This window comes from Microseira wollei NIES-4236, from assembly GCF_020521235.1.
GTDB classification, from domain to species: domain Bacteria; phylum Cyanobacteriota; class Cyanobacteriia; order Cyanobacteriales; family Aerosakkonemataceae; genus Microseira; species Microseira wollei.
This window is the reverse complement of sequence record NZ_BLAY01000068.1, coordinates 13,369-25,525: the sequence shown is the minus strand read 5'-3', so window position 1 is coordinate 25,525 and position 12,157 is coordinate 13,369. Positions and strand designations below refer to the sequence as shown.

The 12,157-nt window shown below is 48.2% G+C and carries 11 protein-coding genes and 1 pseudogene; 4 read left to right on the top strand and 8 right to left on the bottom strand.

Annotated features, from left to right (window positions below; all coding sequences use genetic code 11):
- Positions 1 to 138 precede the first annotated feature (138 nt).
- Complete coding sequence (locus tag MiSe_RS22140; RefSeq protein ID WP_444980533.1) at positions 139 to 1,845, bottom strand: DUF2079 domain-containing protein; 1,707 nt, start codon at positions 1,843 to 1,845, stop codon at positions 139 to 141.
- Positions 1,846 to 2,154: 309 nt separating this feature from the next.
- Here MiSe_RS22140 and MiSe_RS22135 point away from each other — a divergent pair, with 309 nt between their 5' ends.
- The gene (locus MiSe_RS22135; protein ID WP_226585000.1) at positions 2,155 to 3,318 is read left to right on the top strand and encodes a histidine kinase; all 1,164 of its coding nucleotides are present in this window, start codon (positions 2,155 to 2,157) and stop codon (positions 3,316 to 3,318) included.
- A gap of 23 nt (positions 3,319 to 3,341) precedes the next feature.
- Here MiSe_RS22135 and mutT read toward each other — a convergent pair whose 3' ends face one another.
- From mutT to MiSe_RS22120, 3 genes are all read right to left on the bottom strand, one after another.
- The gene (gene mutT, locus MiSe_RS22130; protein WP_226584967.1) at positions 3,342 to 3,752 is read right to left on the bottom strand and encodes an 8-oxo-dGTP diphosphatase MutT; all 411 of its coding nucleotides are present in this window, start codon (positions 3,750 to 3,752) and stop codon (positions 3,342 to 3,344) included.
- Between the two features lie 132 nt (positions 3,753 to 3,884).
- Positions 3,885 to 4,229, bottom strand: coding sequence for a DUF760 domain-containing protein (locus tag MiSe_RS22125; protein WP_226584998.1), 345 nt, complete (start codon positions 4,227 to 4,229; stop codon positions 3,885 to 3,887).
- Between the two features lie 319 nt (positions 4,230 to 4,548).
- On the bottom strand, positions 4,549 to 5,508 hold the full coding sequence (locus MiSe_RS22120) for an RNA polymerase sigma factor, RpoD/SigA family (protein WP_226584965.1): 960 nt from the start codon (positions 5,506 to 5,508) through the stop codon (positions 4,549 to 4,551).
- Positions 5,509 to 5,712: 204 nt separating this feature from the next.
- Between MiSe_RS22120 and MiSe_RS22115 the strand changes: the two genes are divergently transcribed.
- On the top strand, positions 5,713 to 5,889 hold the full coding sequence (locus tag MiSe_RS22115) for a hypothetical protein (RefSeq protein ID WP_226584963.1): 177 nt from the start codon (positions 5,713 to 5,715) through the stop codon (positions 5,887 to 5,889).
- Between the two features lie 314 nt (positions 5,890 to 6,203).
- Positions 6,204 to 6,950: a DUF561 domain-containing protein gene (locus tag MiSe_RS22110; protein WP_226584961.1), complete on the top strand. Its 747-nt coding sequence runs from the start codon at positions 6,204 to 6,206 to the stop codon at positions 6,948 to 6,950.
- Positions 6,951 to 6,991: 41 nt separating this feature from the next.
- On the opposite strand, the gene MiSe_RS51105 is transcribed toward MiSe_RS22110, so the two are convergent.
- On the bottom strand, positions 6,992 to 7,123 hold the full coding sequence (locus MiSe_RS51105) for a hypothetical protein (protein WP_264196640.1): 132 nt from the start codon (positions 7,121 to 7,123) through the stop codon (positions 6,992 to 6,994).
- 247 nt (positions 7,124 to 7,370) lie between these two features.
- Positions 7,371 to 8,546, bottom strand: coding sequence for a DegT/DnrJ/EryC1/StrS family aminotransferase (locus MiSe_RS22105; protein ID WP_226584959.1), 1,176 nt, complete (start codon positions 8,544 to 8,546; stop codon positions 7,371 to 7,373).
- A 155-nt stretch (positions 8,547 to 8,701) separates the two neighbouring features.
- Between MiSe_RS22105 and MiSe_RS22100 the strand changes: the two genes are divergently transcribed.
- The gene (locus tag MiSe_RS22100) at positions 8,702 to 9,475 is read left to right on the top strand and encodes an ABC transporter permease (protein WP_226584957.1); all 774 of its coding nucleotides are present in this window, start codon (positions 8,702 to 8,704) and stop codon (positions 9,473 to 9,475) included.
- 105 nt (positions 9,476 to 9,580) lie between these two features.
- Here the strand turns inward: MiSe_RS22100 and MiSe_RS22095 are convergent.
- Both MiSe_RS22095 and MiSe_RS22090 read right to left on the bottom strand, forming a co-directional pair.
- A pseudogene (locus tag MiSe_RS22095) lies at positions 9,581 to 9,748 on the bottom strand (AAA-like domain-containing protein); the annotation flags it as partial.
- Between the two features lie 313 nt (positions 9,749 to 10,061).
- The gene (locus MiSe_RS22090; RefSeq protein WP_226584953.1) at positions 10,062 to 11,912 is read right to left on the bottom strand and encodes a hypothetical protein; all 1,851 of its coding nucleotides are present in this window, start codon (positions 11,910 to 11,912) and stop codon (positions 10,062 to 10,064) included.
- Positions 11,913 to 12,157: the final 245 nt, after the last annotated feature.

Sequence of the window (12,157 nt, the reverse complement as noted above, 5' to 3'; positions counted from 1 at the left end):
GGGGCATCTTGTGCAGGTGGGATAGGCATCCTGCCTGTCTGACCCATGTCAGGTGCAAGATCTAAGAAAACCAATTTTTATCTACTTCAAGCAGCACAACTGCTCACCCGGTCACTTGCACAAGATGCCCCTTCGCTCCTACTTGCTATTGACAATTGACTGCCATGCTGCTAAGGCTTTTGGGTTAGAAGCCGCGCCTTTTTGCATCAAAATCACGCCATCCTCACAGCCAATAATGCCGTATTCTCCCTCGCTAGTAACCAGTTTGATGGTGCGAAGGCTATCCTGTAAGGTTTGGCGATCGCCTCTAAAAGCTGGTTGATACTGTTGCAACTGCCATATGTCCGCGATCGCATATTCTACCTTTACCACCTGTCGTGCATCGTTGCGGAACTGCAACGAAGGAAACCGGATAATTTCGCGACGACCCGAAAGATGTGGCACGATAAACGTTGTCGCCGATACGCTGGCATCCTTAGGGATTTGATTTAGTAGGGAACGAATTGCTGTGGCGTGTTCCCACTGACGGGGTAGCGGCACGTAAACCCAAGGTTGAATGGAATCGGGGATTATAAACGATAGCGTGCGATTTGGGTTGGAAGTAAAGCTAAAAAACAGCGAAATACAAAGACAAACTGCCCAAAATCGCCGCATCGAGAGTTTCAGCCATTTTGGGTGCTGCTCGAACCAGTTTATCGCCCGGTCGATGATTTTACGCCATCGTGTAAGCGATCGCAGCGAGTAAAAAGGTTGGATAACGAACTGGCGCAGCGGTGCATCCAGAAGATTTTCGCGACCTTTCCACCACAGAATAGCACCGTAACACAGCCCTGGCACGACGGTCATGGCATAGCGAATGTTAATTGCCAAAACCGACTCGCCCTTACCTAAGAATAGTTTCAGCAGGGGGAAGCCAGCGATTGCCCAAGCTGCAGGTGTTACAGCTGGGACAAAGGCAAACGGTAACCAATGGCTAATTAAATAGCGAATCGTCCCAAAAAAGGGCGAAAATAGTTCTACCAGCAATCGCAAAGGATTACTAACGATACCCCAAATAATCTCTACGGTAGAAGCTTCTTCCCCATCCGCATACTGACCAAACCGTTCGATCATAAACCGCCGGGAAATATCATCGGAAAACAGCGGCATGATCGCATTAGTAAGTAGCAGCATGTAACCAAAGCTCAGGGTACATACAACCAAGCCAAGTTTAGGATAGCGGCGACTGACTATCAGGTAAAATCCGACACCAAACAAACTGATGCCGCCATCTTCCCGCAAGGCTAAAATGAACGCCGAGAGAATAGCAAACAGCCACCACCAGCGTTTTTCCATTGCCAGCAGCAGGCCGAACATAAATAGCGGCAGTTGGCATATATCGTGAAAATTAGCCAGTGTCGGGCCCACAATCCCATTAGCGCCGTAGAAGCTCAAGGTAATTATTGCCGATACCGTTGGTTGTAAATATTCCCTGGCTAAAGCATATAAAACCAATCCAGCGGCAGTGACTAAAGTTACTTGCAATAGGGTCAAAGTAGCTGGAAACGGAAACAGGGCGTAGATCGGTAACCAAAGTAATAAAGCAGGTGTAAAATGTTGCCCCAAACGGTGGTAATATACGGCAGGAACCTCGCCGTTGTGGACGACATTGGTAGAAAGTTGGGAAGAAAGGGAACTTTGGAAAAATCGCCCGTGAATACCGTTCCAGAAAACTTGGTTGAAAATCCCCTGGTCGTAGGAAGAATAGAAACAGAAGTGCCGGTGCAGTGTTAAAGTAAGAGCCAAAACGAAGAAAGCGATCGCTCCCACCAGGAGAACCCGCACTTGGGGTGATTTTCGCGCCATCAACACCATCACTCGCTCACCAATTTACGCTCTCGATCAGAGTCTCATGTTATGTTGTATGACTCAAGATAGGGGCGGGTTTAAATAAACAGTCGCCGATGGCATAGATCGTGGGTAAAACATGCCGCATACTTCATGATAGATGCCCTATACCCTAAGATAGTGGCAACGACTTACTAGAATACTCAGAAAGAGGTAGCTTATAAATAGAAGTCAAACGGGCAAGTACTCTACCCTCACCTGGTTGATTACCTTAACCTGTTGGAATAGCGTCACCTTGGAAATTCCGCCGTGCTGAAAAAAGAATTCATGCCAGCAACTGCTGAAAAGTTAACCCATCCCCAGACGCCTTTACAGCTGTTGTTATTCGTAGACGAACGTCCAAGTTCCACTGAACAACTTCAGCAACTCCGACATGATCTGGAACACCTCAAGGCCGACTATCCGTTAGAATTTGAGGTCATTGATGTTGGGGCACAACCGTATCTAGCCGAACATTTTAAACTGGTGGCAACGCCAGCGCTGATTAAAATCAGCCCACCGCCGCGACATGTGCTGGCAGGTAGTAACTTAGTGGCGCAATTGCAGGAATGGTGGACGCGCTGGAAACACGATGCGATTGAGCATCTGACATTACAACCTGATGCCAGTGTAACCACCCAACCTTTGCTCGCTTCGATTAACAATTTTGCCGAACTGATTCAACTAACGGAAGAAATTTTTCAACTGAAGCAGGAAAACGAAGAACTACAACGGTTGTTGCAGTTCAAAGACCGGATTATCTCCATGCTGGCGCACGACCTGCGAAATCCCCTCACGGCGGCTTCGATTGCCCTAGAAACCCTAGAAACCAACTACAATCCTCATAACGGTCAAATATCGCGGCTAACACCCGCCCTCACCGCCCATTTAATCAAACAGGCGCGAGTGCAAACCCGGAACATCGAGCGGCTGATTGCCGATATACTCCAAGCAGGGAAAGGGAAAACAGCAACGCTCCGCATTCACCCGCAAAAACTCAACCTGGAGAACCTCTGCTTAGATATTCTCAATTCGATGAAACCCGTATTTGAAGCAAAAATGCAGCAGGTGACAACCGATATCCCCAAAGACTTGCCTTACGTATATGCCGATACAGAACGAGTGCGTCAAGTGCTGGTAAATTTGCTCGACAATGCGATTAAATACACCCCAGAAGAAGGCACGATTGAAATTTCGATCCTGCACCGCACTTCCCAGAAAGTACAGGTCAGCGTCAGCGACAATGGTCCCGGTATCCCCGAAGAAAGCCGAGAACACATCTTTGAAGACAGCTTCCGCCTCCAACGGGATGAAGCCAAGGAGGGATACGGAATTGGTTTATCTTTGTGTCAGCGCATCATTCTAGCACACTACGGTCGCATTTGGGTAGATTCTACTCCCGGTAGTGGCAGTTGCTTCCACTTCACTTTGCCAGTTTATCGACAAAGTTAAGATGGGGCATGGGCGCAGTTGCTTTAGCTTTTTCGCAGTGCGTTGATAATCTCGACATTAGCCTGGGGAAACGGATACAGATCAAGCTGATCTAACGTTACCCAACGCACTTCATCGCATTCTATCGGCTGGGGTTCGCCGCTGATGTGGCGGCAATGATGCACGATTAGGGTAACGTGGAAGTGAGAATAGGGGTGGTTAATCGTAATCAAATGGTCGCCGACTGCGATTTCAATTCCCAACTCTTCTAATATTTCCCGTTTGATACACTGTTCAACGGTTTCACCAGGCTCTAGTTTGCCACCGGGAAATTCCCACAATCCTCCTAATAAACCATCTTGACGCCGACGGTCAATTAATATTTGTTGTTGGTCGTTCCATATCGCGGCAACGCCAATTAGCTTATGGGGTAAGGGTGCGTTTGGTTCGCGCATCGGTAATTCAGATTTTATCCCAGTTTAGGAGCGATCGCTTCAATTCCCCCATAATAAAACTCGACAGGCCGTTGAGGTAGCCTGTCGAGTTTTTGAGTGGGGACGACATATTCAACGCACCCCACTGCTTGCCTATTCGCCTTCGGGGGCGCTGGCTTCAACACCGCTCAAAGATTTCTCAAAAGTCATCCGCTGTTCGGCGTTGCGGAGAAAGTAACCGCTAATCATGGCAGAAGCCAAAAGTCTACCAAAATTTTCCCGACTGGTACTAATGGTGACTCCAAAATGTTCTGAAGGCAGGTTGCCCAACAAACCGATAATGTTGCGTTCCATCACCTGAAAAACTTCAGCCGAAGAGGGTTTCGATAGCTGGGCAACTGTATCCGGACTCATAGATTGCACGTATTGCCACAGCAAATTCGCTTGTTCGGATTCTTCTTTCAAAAATTCTGGGCCTCTATTAGATGATTGATTCACCATAACCTCCGTAGTGGCGTGCAATTGTTTGAATGCTTAACTTTAAAAGGCGCACTTTTGAAATGTTTACAACCGAGCTTGCTATTTATGCGCTTATGTCAACTACTGTAGCAATCCGATCTAACTCACGTAGTGGGTGGAACCGAACCTTTGTCTGGTGGTTTTTCTCACTGGAATCGGGCATTGGTAAGGGATAAGAAAGAGCGAGATCGAGGAAAGGTATACTATTATACCTCAGATGAAGCAGAATGCAAAGGTTTTTTCGGCTCCCTATTTCCTCTCTTTCTTACCTTCCCCCTCTCCCTCTTCTCTATCTTTTTTATGCTCCAACCAGGAATTCCTCCATATCCGCTCTGCGCTTGCGGAGTTTTGTCAGGGCTTCCCGTTCGATCTGCCGCACTCGTTCGCGGCTGATGTTGAGGCGATCGCCTATTTTAGCCAGGGTTAAAGCTTGTCCGTCTTCTAAACCAAACCGCAACTCTAACACCTGCCGTTGCTGGGGCGTCAGATCCGACATCAGCTTTTCCAGATCTGTCTGGAGTGCCGACTGCACGGCGAATTCTTCTGGGGAAGGCCCGGTATCTTCTAACAGTTCTACCAGTTCGGTGTCCTGGTTATCGCCGACGCGCAAATCTAACGATAGCGGCTGACGCGAGCGCTCCAGGTATTCCCGTACCTGCTTCGGGGTCAACTCTAATTCCTCGGCTAACTCGGCAGCGGTAGCAGCTCTTCCCAGTCTTTGGGATAGATAGCGCTGAGCTTTCTTAATTTTGTTCAGCTTCTCGGTGATATGGATCGGCAAGCGAATCGTCCGACCTTTTTCCGCTATAGCACGAGTAATTGCCTGACGAATCCACCAATAGGCATAGGTGGAAAACCGATACCCCTTGGTCGGGTCGAATTTTTCCACCCCCCGCTGCATCCCAATCGTGCCTTCCTGAATCAGATCCAACAGGTCTACGTTGCGCTTAATATATTTTTTGGCAACCGATACCACCAGTCGCAAGTTGGCTTCGACCATCTTGCGCTTGGCAATTTCTCCCTCTCTCATAATCTGCTGTATCTCTGACGGGGACAGCTCAACTTGCTGCGCCCACTCTGCCATAGTGGGTTCGCGGTCTATCGTAGCAGCAAGGGATTCTTTCGCCGCCATAAGTGCCGTTAAGCGCTGTACCTGTTTGCCGTACAATATCTCCTGCTCGTGTGTCAGCAGGGGAACTCTGCCGATTTCCCGAAGGTATGTGCGCACTAAGTCTGTGGAAGTCTGAGCGGTCTTCATGGCGCTACCTTTAAAGTTTTGTAAAAAATTGTAACATTTATGAATGGCATTGTATAGCTCTTTTGGCTGGTTTTGCAGGTACTAGTACCTTGTCGCCAGGGAGTTATTCCTTGAGATTACCCGGAAATCAAAGTGATAACTGCATCCTGAAAAACAAAAATCCCACAATTCGGCTGACCGCTCGACTATTAAGATTTATTAAAAATGATTGACTTTGATGGAATAATTTATCTGGCGATCGCAAGGCAGCTGGTGGGGACCGGGAATGTCAAAATGAGCTATACATTTGTTTGTACGAGTGTTTGTACGAGAACAGAAGCAAAGTCAGCACCCCGCTCTAAAGAGACGGCGGCTCACTGCCTCGAAACTTTAGGTAGCTGACGGGCCCGAGTCCGGTGCAACGGGGAAACGAAGTTATCGGCAAGCGTTCAAGTTCCTACCAGGGAATGAGAGTGCTAGTTCCCTGCTCTAGAACTCAAGAGTTAAACAGTTTTACGAGGTGTAAGACAGTGCTTTTGAGATAGTACCGACCGATAACCTTGGCCTTGCTAACTTTACCCCAGAAATGGGGTTTGGGGGACAATCATATCCGCAGGGAGAGGCAACCATACCTCTCCACAGCGTTTAAAAACGCTGCATCCTGTTTCATCCACCACTGAAAAGATGGTGGTTTCCACACTCTCATGAGGTTTTAGATGATCGATGCAAAACTACAGGGTGCTTTTGACCAAGGCATTGCCCTAAAAATTATCAGCGGCTTGAATAATTTCGACCCTATGCGAGTAGCAGCAACGGTGAAAGCCGCTCACCAAGGCGGGGCGACGTTTGTGGATATTGCCGCCGATCGGGATCTGGTTTCCCTGTGCCGCGCATTGACAGATATGCCGATTTGTGTATCGGCAGTGGAACCGGATCGGTTTGTATCGGCGGTGGCTGCGGGTGCAGATTTGATCGAAATTGGCAACTATGACAGTTTCTATGCCCTGGGGCGTCGGTTTGAAGCAGAAGAAGTATTGGGGCTGACGCAGCAAACGCGCAGTCTCCTGCCCCACATTACCTTATCGGTGACGGTTCCCCATACCTTAGAACTGTCCCAACAGGTACATCTGGCGGAAGAACTGGTGAAAGCGGGTGCTGATATTATCCAAACCGAAGGGGGTACCAGCAGCGCCCCTACTCATGGAGGCACTCTGGGACTGATCGAAAAGGCAGCACCTACCTTGGCGGCGGCGTATGAAATTTCCCGCGCCGTATCCGTCCCGGTACTTTGCGCTTCTGGGATATCCAGCGTCACCGCACCTTTAGCGATCGCTGCGGGTGCGTCTGGCGTCGGTGTAGGATCGGCTGTTAACCAACTCAATAGCGAAGTCGCAATGATAGCAGTCGTCCGCAGCTTGGTAGAAGCCTTGGCGACAACTAGCAAAAACCGCATCCGCGTTTAATCGTAGGGGCGAAGGGGCACGGCGTAGAGCGGTTTTGATTTCTACCCAAAGATGGTAAAATGCCGTGCCCCTACAGTTTGACGGCGTGGATCGGTTTTGATTTCTACCCAAAGATGGTAAAATGCCGTGCCCCTACAGTTTGACGGCGTAGATCGGTTTTGATTTCTACCCAAAGATGGTAGAATGCCGTGCCCCTACAGTTTGACGGCGTAGATCGGTTTTGATTTCTACCCAAAAATGGTAAAATGCCGTGCCCCTACAGTTTGATTTTCCAGCTGTTTTAACAGGTTTGTAGGGAATGTAGATCGGTTTTAATTTCTACCCAAAGACTTAAAAATGCCGTGCCCCTACAGCCTGAAATTTATTGTTCCTATTGAATTGGTAAAACCCGCCCCTACACAATACCGGGGCGGGTTTAAATCAATTGTCGCTGATGGCATGGATCATCGGTAAAACCCGCCCCTGTTGGCTATTGACTAATGACTCTTTTAATGCATAAACAACTCGCTTTTGTTGTTCGATAGATAGTTCTGGAAATATTGGCAAAGACAACACTTGGTGGCAAGCTTGTTCGGCAGCGGGAAAGCTGCCTTGCTGATAAGGTAAACCTTGATAAACGGGTTGCAAGTGCAGGGGTAAAGGATAGTAAACCATTGAAGAAACGCCTTTTTCTTGCATTTGGCTGCGTACCCTGTCCCTAGTAGCCGCTTCATCTGTGCCGATTACCCGAATCGTAAATTGATTCCAGACAGTTTTACCCTTAGTTGGTGCTTGGGGGAGGATAATTCCTGGAATTGGACTTAGCAGATCTTGGTAGCGGGTGGCAATTTCGCTACGTTGGGCATTCCAGGTATCGAGGTAACGTAGTTTAATTTGCACAATAGCGGCTTGCAGGGCGTCTAGGCGACTGTTGATGCCGATGGCTTCGTGGTAGTAGCGACTGCTGGTGCCGTGTTCTCGCAGGCGGCGAATTTGGGTAGCGATCGCGCTATCATTAGTAGTCACCGCGCCCCCATCACCGCAAGCGCCTAAATTTTTGGTGGGAAAGAAGCTAAAACAGCCGATGTGTCCGATGCTGCCTACCTTTCGCCCTGCCCATTCTGCCCCTGTCGCTTGGGCGCAGTCTTCTATGACAAACAGGTTATGGGCAAAAGCAATTGCCATCAAGCGCGTCATATCTACAGGCTGCCCAAACAAGTGAACTGGTATAATTGCCTTAGTTTTGCAGGTAATAGCCGATTCTATCTGGTTAAGGTCTAAATTAAACGTTTCGGGGTCAATATCGACAAATACTGGCGTTGCGCCAACGGCGCTAATCGCCTCGGCGGTGGCTATAAAAGTGAAGGGCGTGGTAATAACTTGATCTTGCGACCCGATGCCGAGGGATCGCAATGCCAAATACAGCGCGTCAGTACCAGAATTACAGGCGATGCATTCGCTGACGCCAGTGTAGCTGGCAAACTGTTGCTCAAAGCTTTCGACTAGGTTTCCGCCAATGTAACGACCAGAGGACAGTACGCTTAAAACAGCAGCATTCACTTCTTCTGCGATGATCTGATATTGCTGCGCCAAGTCAACGGGGGGAATGTTGCTCACTCTCTTACCAGTAATTTTTACCTATAAGAATGGTAATGGGTAATGGCTAATTGGTAATTGGTAGGAGGGAAAAAGACTATGACGCGCTGGTTGGCTTCCCGTAGGATGTCCATAACCCCATTACCAATTACCGATTACCCATTACCGATTAGCATATGGAATTAATTCAACTTGATATCGTACACCTAGCTTGGGGATTGGGTTTGATCGCAATTGCCATTGGGTTATCTGCTATAGAAAGACTGGGACTGGAATGGCGTCTGTTGACGGCGACGGTGCGCGCGATCGCTCAATTGTTTGGGGTAGGCTTTGTTTTAGAGGTAGCCTTCGCCGGGAATAACCCAGTAGCTGTTCTAGTTGTGTTAATTTTGATACTCACCACTGCGGCGCTGGTAGCAAGAAATCGCATCGGTAAAAAGATTCCCCAAATCTTACCTATTGTGTGGGGTGCGTTATTACTCAGTACGGCTTTAAGTGTAGGTTATGTCAATTTGTTGGTATTGCATCCGCCGACTTGGTACGAACCCCAGTATCTTGTGCCCTTGGCGGCGATAGTATTAGGTCAGGCGATGAATGGGGCGGCGATCGCAGGCGAACGCCTCACCAGCAGTTTAGTCGCCTCGCGCATAGAAATTGAAACTCACCTCAGCTTGGGCGCTACACCTCAACAAGCAGTAGCATTCTATCGCACTGAAGCAATCCGCGCTGGGATTATTCCCACTTTAAACTCGATGGCGATCGTCGGTGTGATTACCTTGCCAGGATTTTTCACAGGTCAAATTTTGGGTGGTGTTAGCCCATTTCAAGCAGCATTTTACCAGATGTTAATTTTATTTATGGTGGCAACTGCTACTTTAATCGCTACTTTGTTAGTGACAAAAGGCATATGTTTAAAAGTTTTCAATTCATCCGAGCAACTAATTAACTAACTTAATTTGCTAGTTACCTTTTTAGGGCTGCTAATAGCTAATAGCTAATGGCTAATGGCTAATGGGATATCCGGAAAATTTTACCAGGAACAATTAGCAATGATAGTGTTTAGTTCTGACTAAAAGAGAAGATTTGCCCATTTGGCGCGAATTGAGGACATAGCAAAACTCACCGCGAAGAAGAGCATCATAGATTGGGGAATCAGCAAGTCGTTCTACATAGCTAGTTGCATCAAATGCCAGACTACCGCCTACTTGGTATCTATCATTCATCGCGGGAGGTTTTGTTGTTGGATTCCTCAACTATAGCTAGGGGCTAGGGGAAGAAGAAGGTCAAATCAAGGGTTTCAGGAATTAATAATGTCCTAAAAAGGAAGTAAAGCGATCGCTGATAGCTTGTATGGTGGATACAATAGACCAGTGTGGCGATCGCTACCCGTTTAAGCAACAGCTTCAGGACTAGAAACCGGGTTTCGACCTATATCTCTAATTTGTAAATCGACGATTTTTCAGAGAAACCCGGTTTCTGCGCGTAAGTCCTAAATAAGCAATTACCAATTAGCAATTAGCAATGAGCAATTACCAATTAACTTTTAGGCGTATGAGTACCGATAAGTTGACGGCGGTGGTCGTAAAGCGCCAGGGGCAGGTTAGCGTTTTCGCTGATAGCTTCTAGGGCAGCTTGTAAGGTTTGGAGATGATCTTCGACTGCTTGTTGGGTATCGGCGTCGCCGTTGAGAGTGGCGGTGGCGTTAGTTCTTACCAACTGGTTGTAATAAGCAGGAGTAAGATAAACCTTAATACCATCGTTGGCGACATTAAAATTACAAATCCTGGTTGTACCGGAACAAGTGCGGTTGAGATCCAAGCGGGCTTTTTGTAAAATGAGGGATATTTTCAGATTGGCTTCTGCTTGCTTTAAAGCATTAGCATAGGCATCGATCAGCGGTTGGGTTTGATTGTAGTAAAAACTTTCGCTGGGGACTTGGGAGGCGGAGGTAGAAGCTTGACGCCAGGTAGCGACCGCTTGGGACCATTGACCTTGTTGTTCTAGGCGCTGGGCGAGAGATGCCAGACTCACGGCTTGATTGTAACCGTTTGCCGAGATTTGTTCTCTGGTGCGGCGATCGCGTGCGGTTGCCAGTTTAGGTCGGTAGTTTAATAATAAATCCTGGGCTTCTCTGTAAGCGGTTGTAGTTGGCGGGATCGAGGTGAGGGCATCGATTGATGCCTGCCAGCTATTGAAAACTTGTTGCCAGTTTTCAAACGTGCGCGCGTTCCCCATGCGCGCTTCGGCAACTTGTGCCGTTTGCTTGGCTTCGATCAATTCTTGGTCTGCTTGTTGTTCGGTGCGGATGCGCTGGTTGACAATTGCGACGTTGAGCTGGTATTCTTCTAATCTTTGCTTGACTAGGGGATAAACCGAACTATTGGGAGCGACTTGCCGCATTTGCCCGATCGCCTCGTTCCACAGCGCCAGGATGTCTCGCCATTCTTGCACCGAGTGGGGAGGATTTTGACTTTTTTGCGTTGCTTGGGTGGCTTTGTTTAACCCGGTTAAAACCAAGTCTAGCCTCGCCATCTGCGCTGAGTAATTCTGTAACAGGTTTTGTGCCTTGGCGCGATCGCGCGCCCAAGGGGCTATACTTTTCAATTGTTCGGTGGCTTGCTGCCATTTCTGTTGCGCTACCACCAATTCTTGCCCCGACTTGGCTTGACGCAGAATTGCAATTGACTCTTGATTTAACTGCTGCGCGTTTTGTAGCTGGTAACAAGATCCGATGGTGCAAGGACGCGTCAAGGCGTAAATACTTGCCAATGACAGCACCCCCGCCATTACACCAACGGCTGCCAACAATGGTACTGGGGGCGCACTCGACGGTGTTTCGCTGTCACTGCTGTGCTGTTGCACCTTGGGTGTTGTTTTAAACGGGTTCTCTCGCTTTGGCGTGGGTTGCTTTTGGACGCCTTGGTGATATTCGACTGTTGGTTTTGATGTCCCCGTTGCGGATGTTTCGGGATCGTTTGTGGAATTATCCCAGCTTAGGGGCGGGTTTTCTTCTTCTTCCAATGCCAGCAGGTTTTCCAGTTCAGAAGCGTTCTTCGTCGAAGCGACTGGGTTCTCTACTGTAAAATCTTCCGCTGCATAAGGCTGCTTTTGTCCCGCCACTCTCAGGAAAACGTGTACCTGCTGGAAGTCCGACCCTGGGTTGGGCAAAGCCGATCCCACGGCAGAAATTGCTTGCTGTAGCGTGTTGAAGATGTTTGTCGCGTCAAATCCGTTTGATGCCTCGTGTTGCACCAAAATCAATAATTCCCCATCTTTGAGAACGCACTGTAGTTGGAAGGGTACTTCCAAGGCTGCTTCTGACTGCAACCGCTTCTGCAAAAATCGCTTTAGTGCTTTGATCTCATCCTGCTGCGCTACTGTTTGCATAGGGTACCACCTTTGGTTTTTTGAGTGTTAATTTTAATCAATTTGATTTTCACGTCGATGTTTGTTACAGATAACTCCCATCCGGGTTTATTCTCAGATCCAACCAGCCAAATAAGTCAATTTTCCCACCTCACAAACATGACATGTGCGCTGCGAAAACTTATAAGAAATGTAAAGATAAGATTAAGAGCGTCCCCAGGGCAGCAAACGCAACCAGTCATATAAAAAAGAAACTCCTGCTCACC